Origin of the sequence: Caloramator sp. (genome assembly GCF_020054765.1) — a bacterium.
Lineage (GTDB): Bacteria > Bacillota > Clostridia > Clostridiales > Caloramatoraceae > Thermobrachium > Thermobrachium proteoclasticum.
Window position 1 is genome coordinate 89,200 of sequence record NZ_JAIHAO010000003.1, and the last position, 17,434, is coordinate 106,633.

The 17,434-nt window shown below is 29.5% G+C and carries 13 protein-coding genes; all 13 read left to right on the forward strand.

Going from position 1 to position 17,434, the window contains the following annotated elements; genetic code table 11:
* Positions 1-132 precede the first annotated feature (132 nt).
* On the forward strand, positions 133-1,107 hold the full coding sequence (locus JG776_RS02070) for a phosphoadenosine phosphosulfate reductase family protein (RefSeq protein ID WP_291964211.1): 975 nt from the start codon (positions 133-135) through the stop codon (positions 1,105-1,107).
* A 257-nt stretch (positions 1,108-1,364) separates the two neighbouring features.
* A complete protein-coding gene (locus JG776_RS02075; protein ID WP_291964213.1) occupies positions 1,365-2,474 on the forward strand; it encodes a metallophosphoesterase in 1,110 nt (369 codons plus the stop codon).
* Positions 2,471-4,882 (forward strand): ATP-binding protein, encoded by a 2,412-nt coding sequence (locus tag JG776_RS02080; protein ID WP_291964215.1) that lies wholly within the window; start codon positions 2,471-2,473, stop codon positions 4,880-4,882. The genes JG776_RS02075 and JG776_RS02080 overlap by 4 nt, the downstream gene beginning before the upstream one ends.
* A 51-nt stretch (positions 4,883-4,933) precedes the next feature.
* On the forward strand, positions 4,934-5,401 hold the full coding sequence (locus JG776_RS02085; RefSeq protein WP_291964217.1) for a hypothetical protein: 468 nt from the start codon (positions 4,934-4,936) through the stop codon (positions 5,399-5,401).
* Between the two features lie 229 nt (positions 5,402-5,630).
* Positions 5,631-7,616 carry a BglG family transcription antiterminator gene (locus tag JG776_RS02090; protein WP_291964218.1) on the forward strand — a complete coding sequence of 662 codons (1,986 nt, stop codon included), beginning with the start codon at positions 5,631-5,633 and terminating at the stop codon, positions 7,614-7,616.
* Entirely contained in the window at positions 7,606-8,046 is a 441-nt protein-coding gene (locus tag JG776_RS02095) for a PTS sugar transporter subunit IIA (RefSeq protein WP_291964220.1), read from the forward strand. Before JG776_RS02090 ends, JG776_RS02095 begins: the two co-directional genes overlap by 11 nt.
* Before the next feature lie 53 nt (positions 8,047-8,099).
* The gene (locus JG776_RS02100; RefSeq protein WP_291964222.1) at positions 8,100-9,125 is read left to right on the forward strand and encodes a PTS fructose transporter subunit IIC; all 1,026 of its coding nucleotides are present in this window, start codon (positions 8,100-8,102) and stop codon (positions 9,123-9,125) included.
* 27 nt (positions 9,126-9,152) lie between these two features.
* Positions 9,153-9,467: a PTS fructose transporter subunit IIB gene (locus tag JG776_RS02105; RefSeq protein ID WP_027308524.1), complete on the forward strand. Its 315-nt coding sequence runs from the start codon at positions 9,153-9,155 to the stop codon at positions 9,465-9,467.
* Positions 9,468-9,871: 404 nt separating this feature from the next.
* Positions 9,872-10,486: an SOS response-associated peptidase gene (locus tag JG776_RS02110; protein WP_291964226.1), complete on the forward strand. Its 615-nt coding sequence runs from the start codon at positions 9,872-9,874 to the stop codon at positions 10,484-10,486.
* Between the two features lie 188 nt (positions 10,487-10,674).
* The gene (locus JG776_RS02115; RefSeq protein ID WP_291964228.1) at positions 10,675-11,238 is read left to right on the forward strand and encodes an MFS transporter; all 564 of its coding nucleotides are present in this window, start codon (positions 10,675-10,677) and stop codon (positions 11,236-11,238) included.
* Between the two features lie 154 nt (positions 11,239-11,392).
* Positions 11,393-12,592, forward strand: a complete 1,200-nt coding sequence (locus JG776_RS02120) for an iron-containing alcohol dehydrogenase (protein ID WP_291964258.1) — start codon at positions 11,393-11,395, stop codon at positions 12,590-12,592.
* Between the two features lie 341 nt (positions 12,593-12,933).
* Entirely contained in the window at positions 12,934-16,956 is a 4,023-nt protein-coding gene (locus tag JG776_RS02125; protein WP_291964231.1) for a family 10 glycosylhydrolase, read from the forward strand.
* A gap of 145 nt (positions 16,957-17,101) precedes the next feature.
* Entirely contained in the window at positions 17,102-17,410 is a 309-nt protein-coding gene (locus tag JG776_RS02130) for a PTS sugar transporter subunit IIB (protein ID WP_073247705.1), read from the forward strand.
* The last annotated feature ends 24 nt before the right edge of the window (positions 17,411-17,434 follow it).

Here is a 17,434-nt window from a genome sequence, read left to right on the forward strand (position 1 = left end):
CAATAAACCAAATTAAGTAAACTTGTAATTAAAAAATTTTTTATAACAAGTATATTTTTTTATATTATACATAATATAAAGATAAATTTAAATAATAAACAAAAAATAAAATTAACTTTAAGGAGTGATATGATGAATGAAAGTATAGAAAATAAAATTAAGAATATATATAATGATGTAAATGAAAATATAACAGTAAGAGATACTGAAAAATATAAAATAAGAATGAATAAACTTATAGTTATGCAGCGTATGCCTCTTGAATTAAAAATTGATAAAACCATCAAAGTAATTGAGGATGCCATATATGAATGTGGAAAAGATTTTATTTACATTTCTTATTCCGGAGGGAAAGATTCAACAGTTTTATCTCATATAATTAGAACTAAATATCCTAATATACTACATATATTTTCTAATACAACCAATGAATATCCTGAAACAATTGAACATATAGAATGGGAGAAGAAGTTTAATAATATGAATTTAATTACTGTTCTTCCTTATAACAAAAAAGGAGAATGTATGAATTTTAAGAAGGTTGTTGAAAAGTATGGTTATCCTATGTTTTCGAAAGAAGTAGCTTGTGCAATAAGGACATATAGAAGAGCAAAATCGGAAATTACTCGAAAAAATGCTTATGAGTATATAGAAAGAAATTTTAAAAAATACATTGATTATATAAATTATAATATTTCTGATAAGTGTTGTGATGTACTCAAAAAAAGGCCTATAAAATCTGTTGAAAAAAAGCTTGGACTAAAAGGAGTTTTTATTGGTACATTAGCAAAAGAGAGCAGAAGAAGGACTAATGATTGGATTAAATATGGATGTAATTTTGTAAGTAAAGAAACATTAATTAGTAAACCACTTAGTATTTGGACTGAGGATGATATATATGAATATATAGAGAGAAAAAATATTAAAATTTCAAATTTGTATAGTATGGGATATACGAGAAATGGATGTATGTATTGTGGATTCGGTGTTCATTTAGAGACTGAAAATAATAGATTTCAAAAATTAAAAGAAACTCATCCAAAGGCATACAATTATTTAATTGATAATTTTAAAGACATTCTAAATGAATGTGGGATAATATATTAAATATTTATATCTATCATTTAATTTATATATAGTCTTGAAATTACTTAATAAAAATACGCAATAAGAAATCTGGTTTAGCGTTATTTTGAGAAAAATATAGTTTAAAGGGGACTGTCTTTGATGGTCCCCTTTGTGTCATATATTGTCAATAAATTACCTTTGCGTAACAATTTTCAAAGTGATAAGATTAATTATAGTATGATATATGTATTATTGTATTTATTTGTAAAAAGACTAAAGTAAAAGGGGATGATTAGATGGGATTTAGTTTTTTAGCAACTTCAGACCTACATATTGGTATGAAGTTCAAAAACTATATTGATAATGTAAGTAGAGAACTTCAGGAGGCAAGGTTTAGAGCATTAGAAAATATGGTTAACATAGCAAATGAAAGAGGTTGCAGCCTATTTTTAATTGCAGGGGACCTTTTTGAAAGTGCAGCAGATACAAATAGAAAATACATAGACGAAATCATATCTATACTAAAGAAATTCCACGGTGAATATGTTGCAATTCTTCCAGGAAATCACGACTTTTTCAATGTTACAAACTTTTGGGTAACATTTATAAACAACATAAAGGATACAAATATAATACTTTTAAATGAGTATAAACCCTATGAACTTGAAATAAACGATGAAAAGGTTGTTCTATATCCTGCATATTGCGATTTAAAACACTCAAAGGAAAATAGGCTTGACTGGATAAAAGAGCATAGGGATTTTGACAAGGATGCCTTCAACATACTTGTTGCCCACGGTTCAATAAAGGGTATTTCACCAGATATGAAGGATGAATATTTTAGTATGAGCATTGATGAAATAAATTCTTTAGGAGTAGATATGGCTGTTGTAGGTCATATGCATATAAACTATCCCTTTGCAGATGAGATTAAAAATGAAAAGCTTCTAATTCCAGGTACTCCAGAGCCAGATGGACTTGATTGTAGACACGAGGGGTATGCTTGGGTTGTAGATGTTGTAGGTAAAGGAAGTTTTAGTGCAGTAAAGGTTAAAACAGGTACATATAGATTTTTAGATGATAAATGCATAATTAACTCATATAAGGAGCTTGAGGATTATAAAAACAGGCTTTTAGAGGACAATCCTAAGTTTAAGATTGTAAGAGTTTCTTTTTCAGGAAGTATTGAAGGCGATTATAGTGATGAAAGAAAAAAGTGCTTTGATGACCTATCAAAGAAGCTCTTTTATTTTGAATACAGCGATAATATAAGAAAGAAATTTGATAAGAGCCAGATAGATAAAGAGTTTTCAATAGGTTCACTTCCACATAGAATTTTAAGCAAAATAGATGATAAAGAACTTTTAGAACTTGCCTATGAAAAGATAATGGAGGTGAAAAAATGAAGCTAAAGAAGGTAGAATGTAGACAGTTTGCTGGTTTGAGGGATAAGAAGGTGGAGTTTTCTGATGGCCTAAATGTAGTATATGGTAAAAATGAGGCAGGAAAGAGTACAATTGTCGAGGCAATTTCAAACACAATCTTTAAGGATGCAAAATTAGGAAGTAGAAGTAAGGAGGATAAGGAATTTAAGAAGCTGTTTTTTCCTTATCCAAATGGTGATTTTGCAGAATCTTTTTTAGAGATTGAAAATGATGGGGTTGACTTGAAAATAAGTAAAAAGTGGTCTGATAAAAATCCATCATCATATTTAGAAATAAAGGGAATAAAAATATCAGATGAAAAAAGGATAAAGGAAGAGATACTTAAAATATTCTCCCAAGGGGAGGCAACATATAATAAGCTTGTGTTTCAAAGACAGAGGGATTTTAAAAAATCTATACAAAAAATTGCAGAGGATAAAGATATAAAAAATTCTATATTTGAATTTGTAAGCACATCAACCCTTGAGCTTGATGGTGTATCTATAGAGGATCTAAAGGCTAATATAGATAATGAAATCAAGGAATTGACAAATAGCTGGGATATGGATAGAGAAGCACCTCTTAATAATAGGGGAATAAATAATCCGTATGTTAAAAATGTTGGATTAATCTTAGGGAGTTATTATAACAAAGAAAGGGCAAAGTTAGAGCTTGAGGAAGTAATAAAGATAGAGGACGACAGGGACGAAGTTTTAAAGAGGTTAAAGGAGTTAGAAAAGGAATATAGTGTTGTCAAAAGGGAGTTAGATGAGCTAAGGGCCTTTGAAAAGGATGCATTACAAAGGGCAGCGATTGAACCTAAAAAGGATAGGCTAAAAGCTGAATATGATAAGCTAATTGAGGTTCAAAAAATTTGGCCACAGTATCAAACTAAATTAGATGATAAGAAAAAAGAATTGGCGGTGGTTGAAGAGAATATTAAAAATCTAATAAAGGAAGAGGAACAAAACCTAAAGGTAAAGGAAAAAGAAGAGATAGAAAAGAAGTTAAAGCAGGTAAAGGAAAAACTTGAACAAGTAGAGGATTTAAAAAAGAAGCTTGATGAATTAAAGGAGATTTCAGAACAGGATGTTAGAGGACTTGAAAAGATAAAAAGAGATATAGAAAGGTTAGAAAACCAAATAAATTTAGGTGAGTTTACAGTAAGTATAAATATAAAAAATAGAAAGCCTATATATTTAACAAAGGATTTAGAGGAAAAAAGCAGAGTAGAAGAGTCGGTTCAGGCAACTGCAAAGGGATATGCAAAGGTTGAAACAGATGATTTTGATTTTGAGATAAAACTTAAGGATTTTGACGTAGAAAAGATAAGGGAAGAGTATATAAAGTTAAAGACTGATTATGCAGGTATTTTAGAAAAGTTTGGGGTTAAGGATGTTGATGAGGCAAGGGAGATTGCAACAAAGAGAAACAAATTAAGTGTAGAAATAGTGAATAAAAAGAATGAGATACAGATTGTTTTAGGTGAAGACACAATAGATGCGTTAGAAAAGAGGCTTGTTGATATAGGGAATGTTAATATAACAAGATCAATTGATGAGATAAGAAGAGAGAAGATGGAATTAGATAATAAGAAGATTACAATATTAGCAGATATAAAAAATATAGAGTCAACTTTAAAGGAATGGGAGAATAAGTATAAGTCTTTTGATGAGCTATTTAATAGGTTAGTAGATATTATGTCTGAAATAAAAATGTTGGATAAGGAACTTGAAAAACTAAAACCACTTCCAGAAGGATTTACTTCGGTTATGGAGTTTAATGAGTATTTGAATGATATTAAGGAGAAGGAGCAGAACTTATTTGGAGAGAGGGGAAAACTTCAACAACAATACTATACTATAGAGCTTGAGCTTCAAAATAAAAAATCAAGTAAGGACCTTGAGGAAGAAATAAAGATATATGAGGAAAACTATAAAAATTATCTCAAGAAGGCAAAAAATTTAATTAAATTAAAGAAGTTAATAGATGAAACTTTAGATGATATAAATAGTAATACCTTTGATCCAATTGTAGATAGCTTTAATAAATATTTAGCATATATAACAGGCAATAAGTATAAGGTTAAGGACTTTAATGAATCATTGGAGTTTGAAATAGGAAATGATGCATCTAATCTTTCAGTAGACCTATTATCAACAGGAACGTATGATACTGTTGCCCTTGCACTTAAGTTTGCACTGATTGAAAATATGTTTGACAATGAAACTTTTATAGTGTTAGATGATTGTTTAGTTGATTTAGATGAAGACAGAAAACAAAAGGCAGCAGAGCTTATAAAGGAATTTTCAAAGAAGCATCAGGTGATTTTTACAACTTGTAGTATGGATACAGCAAAATTATTAGAAGGGAATTTGATTTGTTTATAATGATTTTGTTTTTAAACAGCTTATTAAAATAAATTTTAGGAGGATATATAAATGGAATATTTTGAAAAAGACAAACAATTTAATTTTGATGAGTGGGAGACATTTGAATCAGATGATTTTAGTATTGATTTTCCAAAGGATTTTATGACAATAAAAAATTTAGAAAAAAATGAAATAATAATTTATCATGGAGCTCTGCCTCCACAATTATACATGATATTGTCTCCTTTATATGTAAAAATAAATAAAGAACAGCTGCGTGAGAATATAACAAGAAAAGAAGCAATTGAAATTATAAAAAATAGTTTAAAAAGCAAGGGATTTGATTTTGAAGATATAGAAATAAATCAATTGAATTTTTTAATTTCTTCTTTTGATAATCCTTTTACAAATGGTAAGATTAAAAATATTTATGTATTTGGAGATAATCATATATATACTCTTTTTATTGGAGCAAAATTTGTAAATGATATAGATGAAGTTATAAAAAAAGTATATAGTTCTTTTAAAATGAAGTAAAAATAAGTGATATGGTTGCCATATCACTTATTTTATGGGAATATTTATAATAAAACTATTTTATTTGTTATTAATAAACATTTACCACATTAATGCGGAAATATAAATATAGGTTACATGTATTGAAAAAACTATATTTTTAGAAATATAATATAATTAAGAAATGTAAATAAAATAAAATTAATTGAATAAGTATTACCATATTCAATGTGGTAAAAAGGGGATAAATATGAGCCAAGATAGAGTGGATAAAATTGTAGAAATTTTATTGGAAACAAATCAGTCTTATATAACAATTGATGAAATAGCTGAAAAATTAAATGTATCAAATAAAACAGTTAGAAATGATTTGAAGGAAGTTGAAAAAATTCTATTTAATAAAGGAGTTTATGTTGAAAAGAAGCCAAGGTATGGAATAAGAATAAAAGTTGATGAAGAAAAACGAGTAGAGTTACTACAAAATTATAAATTTAAAAGTAGTTTTATAGAACCATATACTCCAGAGTTCAGAAGAGATTATATTATAAAAAGGTTATTAATTAAAAAATCTAATATAACAATAGCAGAACTTGCACAGGAATTGTATGTTAGTAAAGTTACAATTCATAAAGATATTGATTATGTACAAAAATGGTTAATGAATTTTAATCTTAAACTCATTAAAAAGACAAATTATGGTATACAAATAATTGGCGATGAAGAAAATTTTAGGAATGCAATAGCACATTTGATTGTAAGTGAAAAAGATAAAAAGGAATTAGAAGAAATTTTATTTAACAATATTACAACAAGATTAGATTTTAAAACAATTGAAAAATTAAAAGAGTTGGTAGATTTAGATTATAAATTGTTAGAAAAAATAGTAGAAAATTCAGAAGAAAAAATGGGAGTTAGATTTACTGATGATGCTTTTATAAGTCTTATAATTCATATTGCAATTTCTATCAAAAGGTTAAAAGAAGGTAATGATATAAATATACCGCAAGATATAGTTTATGAAATTAAGGAAAAGGAAGAATTTAATGTTGCGTTAGAGGTTACTAAAAATATAGAAAAGGCATTTGGCGTAAAATTCCCAAAATCAGAAGTTATCTATATTCTCCTACATATACTTGGAGCAAAAATGCAACAAAATAAAAAGGATGATGTGTTTAATTTAGTAAACAATATAAAAGAAGATGATTTGTCTGTTGTGATGGCAAAGGAAATAATTGATATTGCACAGAGGTCATTAGGTACCTATTTAGAAAAAGATGAACAACTATTAAATGGACTTATACTACATTTAAGGCCAACAATAAACAGATTAAAATATGGTTTAGCCTTGAGAAATCCAGTTTTAAATGAAATTAAAGAAAATTATTCAGAGTTTTTTGGTGTAGCTTGGATGGCCAGCACTGTATTTAATAAATATTTAGGTGTAAAAATTCCTGAAGAAGAGATTGGATATATAGCACTACATATAGGTGCAGCTGTTGAGAGAAATATAAAACCATTCAAAGTATTTGTTGTTTGTTCAAGTGGAATAGGTACATCACAGCTATTGGCTGCCAGAATACAAAAAAGTTTTAGAGAAATTGATATAGTTGATACAGTATCATATTTAGAGCTTGAAAAACTTAAACTGGATGAAATTGACTTTATAATTTCTACTATACCTATATATAGCATAAAGCCAGTGGTACAAGTAAAGCCAATTCTAACTCAAACTGACATAAAAAAAATAGAGTATTACATTAATTATATGAAAAACAAAAAAGATAATAAGTGTTTTGTAGAGAAGATTATTGATGAAGATTTGATATTTTTAAATTGTAATTTTAAAATACAAAATGAAGTGTTAAAGTTTTTATCAAATGAACTTATAAAGAGAGACTATGTAGATAAAGAATACTATAAAAACTTAGTAGAAAGAGAAAAAATGACATATACATCTATTGGAAATGGTGTAGCTATACCACATGCAAATCCTGAGTTGGTAAAAAAATCAAAAATATCGTTGCTAACCTTAAAAGAACCCATAATATGGGGTAATGAATATGTGGATGTTATATTAATGATAAGCATAGCACAAAAGGATTTAAAAGAAGGAAAATTTCTATTTAAGAATCTTTACAATGCTATAGAAGATAAAAGTTTTATAAAAAAAATTAAAACTTCAAAGGAAATCTTAGAAGCGAAACAAATAATAGGGGGAGTTTTAAATGGTGATTGATCAAAATTTAATAGTATTGAATTTAAAATCAAATAGAAAGGAGGAGGTAATTAAAGAATTAGCAGAGTTAGCATTTGCTGAAGGCAAAATTACATCTGTTAATGATTATGTACAAACTGTTTTAGACAGAGAAAAATTATTTACAACAGGAGTTGGAAATGGTATAGCAATACCTCATGGTAAAACAGATTCTGTCAAAGAATCAATGATGGTTTTTGCAAAGCTTAATCAACAAATTGAATGGGAATCATTAGATGGTAAACCGGTTGATTTAGTATTTTTGTTAGGAGTTCCTGAAAAAGATGCGAATGATTTACACCTACAGATTTTATCACGAATTTCAAGAAAGTTAATGGATGACACTTTTGTAGACAAGCTCAGAAGATCCCAAACAAAAGATGAAGTTATGGATATTTTGAATTCAATTTAAACAGCAGGACTTATTAGTTCTAATAAATATTAAATTAATGAGGGGGATTTAAAATGAAAGAAGAATTAAAGAAAATCAGAGAGTATTTGATGACTGGTGTGTCCTATATGATACCAATAGTAGTTATTGGTGGTGTGCTTATAGCATTTTCAATTGCACTAAGCGGTGTTAAAGCAGGAGAGGGTGCTGTAGTTACAAATCCTATGTTAAAAAGTATGATGGACATAGGAGTAGCAGCTTTTAGTATGATGGTTCCAGTACTTGCAGGATTTATAGCATTTGGTATTGCAGATAGACCGGGGATTGCTCCAGGACTTGTAGGTGGTGTACTTGCAAACAATCTTAAGGCAGGCTTTTTAGGAGGTATTGTTGCAGGATTTATAGCAGGATATACTGCAAGATGGATTAAAGGATGGAAAGTTCATAAAAACTTAAGACCTATTATGCCAATATTTGTTATACCTTTACTTACTTCACTAATTGTAGGTTTCTTAATGATTTATGTTATAGGTTCTCCAATAAGTAGTTTAATGACAAGTTTAACTAATACGTTAAAGTCAATGAGCACTGGAAACGCAGTTGTATTAGCACTCATAATGGGAGCAATGATTGCGTTTGATATGGGTGGACCAGTTAATAAGGTAGCATTTATGTTTGCAGCAGCTATGATTGGTGAAGGTGTAGTAACAATAATGGGACCAGTAGCTGTAGCTATATGTATACCACCACTTGGAATGGGAGTTGCAACATTATTAAACAAGAAAAAATATACTAAGGCTGAGCAAGAAGCAGGTATAGGTGCAATTGCTATGGGGTTAATTGGTATAACAGAAGGAGCAATTCCTTTTGCAGCAGCAGATCCATTAAGAGTAATTCCTTCCATAATGACTGGTTCAGCAGTAGGTGCAGCAATTGCTGCTATAGGTAAAGTTGGGGATCATGCTCCACATGGTGGACCAATAGTTCTTCCAGTTGTAGATAATAGATTGATGTTTATATTGGCTGTTATTGTAGGTGTTATTGTGACAGCACTTATGGTAAATGCATTAAAGAAGAATGTTGAAGTTGTTGAGGAATAAGTTTTATAATATAGAGAGGTGAGACAAATGAAGATAGTAGCAGTAACAGCTTGTCCAACAGGGATAGCACATACTTATATGGCTGCAGAGGCATTAGAAAGAGCAGCAAAAAGCTTAGGATATAGTATCAAAGTAGAAACACAAGGATCAATAGGTATAGAAAACAAAATATCTCAAAAAGAAGCAAATGAGGCAGATTTAGTTATATTTGCAGCTGATGTCGCAGTTAAAGAAGAAAATAGGTTTAAAGATAAGGCTATATTTAGAGTTGAGGCTCAAAAGGTAATAAAAAATGCAAAGGCTGTAATAGAAGAGGCAGTAAATCAATTAAAAAATAAATAACAGCTTTAATTAGTAAAATAATTGGCCACTTAAGTGATTTAGTCACTTAAGCGGCTTAATTTTTTATTTATATAAAGGGGCAACCAAGGTAGAAAAAACTTTAGAAGTTAAAATAGAAAATTTGAGAATAAATAGTATAAAAATGTTTTATTGTAAATTCAAATAAAAGCAAATTATGCTGTGCTTTTACTTTGTGAGTTTATTTATAAGTTGCAAACAAAGTCTTTTGATATTAAATTAAAATAAATTGAAATAAATAGTTGATTATATATATTTTTCATTTTTAATGATGATAATATTATAATTAAATTTAGGTATTATAATAATTTGTGTATACTAAATCTTCGTTACAATAAATGGATAATGTCACATTTCACCTGGGTGGCACTTTTAGGAGGGATAGTATGTGTGGTAGAGTTATTCTTGAGAGCAACTTTCAGGATATTTTAAAGAGGTATATGGTTCAAGAATATAATAGGTTTGAATATAAAAAAGGTGAAGGATTTCCAGGAGACAATCTTCCTGTTATAATAAAGGAGAATAAAAAAATGGCAGATGTGTTTTTGTGGGGATTTTTGCTTGATAATAAAAGGGTTATAAACGCAAGAAGTGAAACTATATTAGATAAGCCGCTTTTTAAAAATGCCTTTTTATCAGGAAGGTGCATAGTACCTGTAAATGGATTTTTTGAGTGGAAAAATGAAAAGGATAAAAAGATTAAATATAGAATAACTTTAAAGGATGAAGATATTTTTTCACTGGCAGGAATTTATAGAGACTTTAAAGACAAGGATGGAAGCATAAAAAGATGTGTAACAATACTAACGACTGAACCCAATGATGATATGAGAGAAATTCATAATAGGATGCCTGTTATAATAGATGAAAAGGATGAGGAATTATACCTATATGAAGGTTTTGATAAAAGTATAATGGATCTATTAAAGCCCTTTGAGAATGGGAGGCTGGTTATCAAAAGGGAAGATAGGGTAAGGTATGAGAATGTTAGTTTTTTATAGATCAAGAAGGGGGATGAGGTGCAAAGTTTAAGACGAAGGCTACTTGGAGGTTTAGATGGCAATGCCTATTATAGTATTATAATGGAGCTTCTTTGGGCTGTTTTTTGAGGAATGATTTTTTTTCTATCAGCCACTTTATATTAAACATTTAAATGTAACAGAGGTGCAGATAGGATTTTTAAATTCTCTTGCAGCGGCTGTTCTTTATTTTATTAATAGGACAACTTCAAATGTCGTTTTTGTATTTTCAATCAGTCTATTTAAAGGATGTTATAGGAATAAGGGAATCATTAACATCAATGGTTCCAGGTGTTTCAGCAGTAGTAAACTTAGTAGTCTACTTTGTGTTTATGGATAAGCTAAGAAGGATTGGGGATAAAAAAAGTTTGTTTTATGGTTTAACTTTTAATTCTATAGGAGTATTACTTCTAATACTTGTTAGACCGAGAGGATACTTATTATTACTTGTTAGCATTATATTTATGGCGGCAGGCAATTTAATTACAATAGTATTTAGAGAAACTATATGGAATAATGTTATTGGTGAGAGGGAGAGGGCAAAGATATTCTCAGCAGCCAGTGCATTTATTGCCCTAATCTCAATTCCAGCAGGTTATGTTTCGGGATATATGTACAATCTAAATCCTATATTCCCCTTTTATGCGAGTCTAATTTTATACATAGTTGCAGTATTGCTATCTATGAGGGTAAATAGGATTTATAAAAACAACATTGAAGAAGCAGGTATATAAACTGCTTCTTTTTTATATAAAGATGAATGGTTTATAGTACAGGATAAAAGATAAAAGCAAAATATTCAGAAAAATATTGAAAAGTAATATTCTGTTTGATATAATAATATATGGAAATAGTTAAAAGATTAACAATATAGGGGGGATACGCGTGTTGTGGGAAACAAAAATGCCCATTAATGAAGTAAGGGAGATTAGATGTAAAACAACAGTATTCTTTGGGGTTGGAGCAATAAAGAAGATTTTTGACATCTGCAAAGACCTAAAGGAGAGAGGAATTGACAAGGTTGTAGTAGTTACAGGAAAAGGTGCATATGAAAAGACAGGAGCTTGGAAGTATGTTGTTGATGCATTTAAGGAATATGGAATAGAATATGCACTATATAACAAGGTTACTCCAAATCCAACAACTCATCAAGTTGATGAGGCAACACAATTAGGTAGAGAACTTGGAGCAAAGGCTGTAATTGGTATTGGTGGAGGAAGCCCAATAGATGCAGCAAAGAGTGTTGCAATATTATTAGAATATCCAGATAAGAACTGTCAAGAGCTTTATGAGTACAAGTTTATTCCAAATAAAGCTGTGCCTATAATTGCTATTAATTTAACACACGGTACAGGAACAGAGGCAGATAGATTTGCAGTTGTTAGCATACCAGAAAATGAATATAAGCCAGCAATTGCATATGATTGTATATATCCACTTTATTCAATAGATGATCCAGCACTTATGACAATGCTTCCAAGAAACCAAACACTTTATGTTTCTGTTGATGCAATAAACCACATTATAGAAGCAGCAACAACAAAATCCACTAACCCATATTCTGTACTTCTTGCAAAGGAAACATTTAGACTCATATCAAAATATCTTCCACAGGCACTTATGCATCCAGAAGATTTAACAGTAAGATACTATTTGCTATATGCTTCAATGATTGCGGGAATATCCTTTGATAATGGACTATTACACTTTACACACGCATTAGAGCATCCATTAAGTGCTGTAAAGCCAGAACTTGCCCACGGATTAGGTCTTGGAATGCTTCTACCTGCTGTTATTAAGCATATTTACCCAGCTTGTTCAGAAGTTTTAGCAGACATATTATCTCCAATTGCACCAGATTTGATGGGCGTTCCAGGAGAGGCAGAATATGCAGCAGAAGCAATGGAAAATTGGTTAAATCAAATGGGACTTGTTGAAAAGTTAACTGATTTGGGATTTGGTGAGGAAGACTTAGATAAGTTAACAGACCTTGCAATGAATACTCCAAGTTTAGATTTACTTTTAAGTATGGCACCAATTCCAGCAACAAGGGAGACAATAAGAAGGATATATGAGGATTCACTATAAAGATTAAAAGACTGTTAGAGTATTATAAAATTAGAAAGCCCTATGAGATTTTAAGTCATAGGGCTTTTAGTTTTTTTAATAATCTAAAATTTATTAATAGGAATTTAAGTGATTTTGTGTATCAAAGTATTTATAAAAATATACATTAATACACAAAATCACTATTTATTTAGTTATAAAATTAAAAATTAAGAGCTAATTGTATCAAAAGATAAATTATAAATGTATCAATAGACTCATTAACAATATTATTTTCCTTGTAAAACAATAATTTTTAAATTATATAAATTTTGGTATGATATTTGCTTTATAAATGTCAAATCTATTGAGGGGGGAAGATAATGAGTAAGGTGAAAATTAGACTTCTTTCAAGGTTAATGGCATTTTTAATGTTTTTTTCCGTATTAAATTTAGGACAGTATAAAGTAAAGGCTTTCGAAGGCGAAGTAGTACCATTATATAAATATGGTACTCAAACACCTATTCAAATTCACCAACAAGATGTTTATATACCTAAATATTATCAGCAGCTTAAAAGGCAGTTTAGAACAGCTTGGGTATCAACAGTTACAAATTTAGATTTTCCAAGTAGACCAGGTTTAACTGAAGAAGAATTTAAACAAGAATATCTTAAGATTTTAGATGAATTTGAAGAATTGAACTTTAATGCAATTACAGTTCAAGTAAGACCAAAGTTAGACGCATTTTATAAATCAGATTTAAATCCATGGTCAGAATATATAACAGGTGTGCAAGGAAAAGACCCTGGCTGGGATCCATTAGAATGGATGATAAAAGTTACACACGAAAGAAATATGGAGTTTCATGCTTGGTTTAATCCATACAGAGTTACAAATACATATGAACCTAATAAAACTATAGATGAAATTTTAGCTACTTTAGCAGATAATAACTGGGCTAAAATGCATCCTCAATATGTATTAAAGTTTGATGGTAAACTTTTATTAAACCCTGGCGAACCTGAAGTAATAAATTACATAAAAGATAGTATAGTTGAAGTTGTTCAAAAGTATGATGTAGATGCAATTCATTTTGATGATTATTTTTACCCATATAAAGTAACAAGAAATGGAGTAACGTATTACTTTGGTGATGCTAATGAAGACTTAGAAACCTTCCAAAAATATGGACAAGGTTTTACTGATATAAAAGATTGGAGAAGAAATAATGTTAATACATTAATAAAGGAAGTATCAAAAGCAATAAAAGAAAAGAAACCTTATGTTAAGTTTGGTATTAGTCCATTCGGTATTTGGGGACATTATGATAAGCATCCAGAAGGTAGTGCTGAAGGTGTAGGTTCACATACACCAATTACTTCATCAGCAAGCTATGATGATATATATGCTGATACAAGGAAATGGGTTAAAGAGGGCTCGATTGATTATATTACTCCTCAAATTTACTGGGCTTTTGGAACTACGGCTGCACCATATGGAGAACTTGTAGATTGGTGGGCAGATGTTGTAAAGGGTACAAATTGTCACTTATATATAGGACATGCGAATTATAAAATAAATTCAAATGATAACGATTGGAAGAATCCTGAAGAAATTGGAAATCAGCTTAAATTTAATTTATTATATAACGAGGTAAAGGGTAGCTCATTCTTTAGTTTAAAACAATTAAGATTAAATAATTTAGGTGTTACAGACAAGATAAAGAATGACTATTTTAAAACAAAAGCGTTTATACCTGCTATGCCGTGGATTGATGATAAGGCACCAAATAAAGTGCAAAATATTTCATACAAATTATTAGGTGAAAACAAAATAGAGGTATTATGGAAAGATGATTCTAACAATGATTCAACATATTATGCAGTATATCGATTTGAGGGAAAAAGCCTTGGAAATATAGAAAATCCATCCAATGTTATTGGAATAGTAAGAAGAGATAACAATAAAGAGGAATATTCCTATATCGATAATTCAGTAGATAAAAATAAAGAATATGTATATGTTGTAACAGCATTTGATAGGTTGCATAATGAAAGTAGACCAGAAGTAGTATTCTATCCTAAGGTGCAGTATATAAAAGAAAAGATAATGCTGAAGGATATAATTAATAATAAAATTGAACTTGAATACAGGGGATATCTTGATATAGCACAAGATGTACTTGTATATCAAATTCTTGATAATAAAGTGATAGAAAAAAGTTTATCAGATGTTATGGTTGGCGCTGAAAATGTAACTTTATATTTAAATAAGGATAATCAAATTGATTTGATAATAATTGATGGAGAAACAAAAATAGATAAGATAAGAATTGGAATAAGAAGTGATGTAAACAATCCAGCAGATATTAATTTACTTGATTATTTAAATATTGAAATGAAGGCATCAAATGGATTTAAGTTAATAGATAAAAAAAGCAATGTTAGCTTTGATATATTAAATAATGATTTAATAAGTTTCAAAGTTGAAGAAGGGAAAATTTCAGTATACAAGAACGGAAATTTAATTTATAAAACTTTGAATAGATTATATGCTGAACCTATTAATGAAGATGAAAAAATAACAGTTACAACATTAAGAAGAGGAAGCCCCGTATTTAATCCCTCCTACAGAGGAACATTAGAAATTACTCTGTCTAAGAATGGTGATAAACTAAATTTAATAAATGAAATACAAATTGAAAAGTATTTATATCAGGTTGTACCAAGTGAAATGCCAGCATCATTTGGATTAGAAGCATTAAAGGCACAAGCAGTAGCAGCAAGAACATATGCATTAGGAGATTATTTTAGCAGCAGATTTGCAGATAGAGGATTTCATGTAGATGATAGTACGTTAAGCCAAGTATATAACAATACTTCCGAGAATCCAACAGCTACTCAAGCAGTAAATGAAACAAAAGGAATGGTTATGAAAAATGGAGATCAACTTGTTGATGCAAGGTATTATTCAACTTCAGGAGGTTATAGTGCAGCAAAACATGAAGTATGGTCAGAACCAGTCTCTAATATATTTCCGGGAATTCGAGTTCCATATTTGATAGGCAGAAGTTATACATTTGATCCACAAGATAATACAAAATTATTAACTATTAATACACAAGATGAAAAGGAAATTTCGGAGTTTTATAAAAATATATCATTAAGGGCGTATGATTCTGATTCAGCATGGTTTAGATGGAAGGTAAGCTTAAGTAAACAAGAACTACAAAACACAATAAATTCTAATATAAAGTTAAGGTATGAAGCTGATCCACAATTTATACTTACTAAAGATTCAGATGGAAACTTTATAAGCAAATCAATACCTGAAGAAGGAATAGGTGAAATACTAAATATGTATGTCGCTAAACGTGGAGAAGGAGGCAACATAACAGAACTTGTTATTGTAGGTACTACTGGAACGTATAAGATAGTTAAAGAATTTAATATAAGATTTCTCATAAGACCAAGAGCAGTAGATACAAAGGGGAGTGATGTAATTTTATATAGGGCAACAGGTGGATCACAAGACTATAATGCAAGTTCATTAAAGAATTATAGTATATTACCATCTGCCTTCTTTACATTCGATACGATTAAAGATGAAAATAATAATTTAATTAGTGTTGTTTTTTATGGTGGAGGAAATGGACATGGAGTTGGTATGAGTCAATATGGAGCAAAGGGCTTATCAGATAGAGGATGGACATATGATAAGATACTAATGACTTATTATACTAACGTTGAGCTTGTTAATGTGTACAATCAAACTAACAATCAAGAAAATAATCCTTTAAAGCTTTTAATTTTAATGTCTGAAGATTTGTTTAATAGTGCAGAAGAAGGAAAAAAGCAAGGAAATTATTTAGAGGGTTCAAAAGCTAAATTTAGAGTTGTAATAGATAAGGCTGTTGCAATTTTAAATGATGAAAATTCAGATAAAGATCTAATTGAAAGTGTAACAGATGAGTTAAAAACAGCAATGAGAAAATTTATTGATTCAAAGGTATCAGAAGAACAGGCAAACCAATATGTAAAAGAACAAGCTGCAATAGATGCGATAGCTTCATTGCCAGATGTTGAGAATTTGACTTTAGAAGATGAAGACGCTATAAAAAATGCAAGAAGCTTAGTAAATATAGCAAATAATGATTCAAATATTGTAAATCTTAATAAACTGATTGCACTTGAAGAAAAGTTATTAGAACTAAAGAATAAAGATAATAAAAATACAGATGAAAGTGATACAAACAATGAACAAAATAATCAAAATGAATCGAATGAAAATTTACCTAAAACAGGACAATTATTAGATGCAAATATATTGGTTTTAATAAGTTTTATATTAATTTTATGTGGTATATCATTACTTTTAATTAGAAAGAAGAAAGATAACATTTAATTAGTATCAACTATTAATTAAGGTAGTGTATCAAATAATTTGATTTTGATACACTACCTTGAAAAGTATAGTAGATACAATATATTTACAACATGGCATGCTATTTGCTTATATAAATGAAAAAATTTAGATAGGAGGGAAGATGATGAAAGTATTGATGGTTTGTTCAGGGGGAATGTCAAGTGCCATAGTAGTAAAGGCAATAAAACAAGAAGCAGACAAACAAAACTTTCCACTTGAAATTAAAGCTGTTGGAACAGGTGAATTCGAAGATGAGCTAAAGACAGGGGGATACGATTTAGCAATAGTAGCACCACAAGTAAAACATAGAATGGATGTATTTAAAGAACAAGCTGCTAATGCAAATGTTCCAATAGAATTAATTGTTCCAACTGGATATACTCCAATAGGGGCTCCAAAGGTATTAGAACAGATTAAAAAATATTCTAAATAAAAAATAATTAAGAGGGGGAAAAAA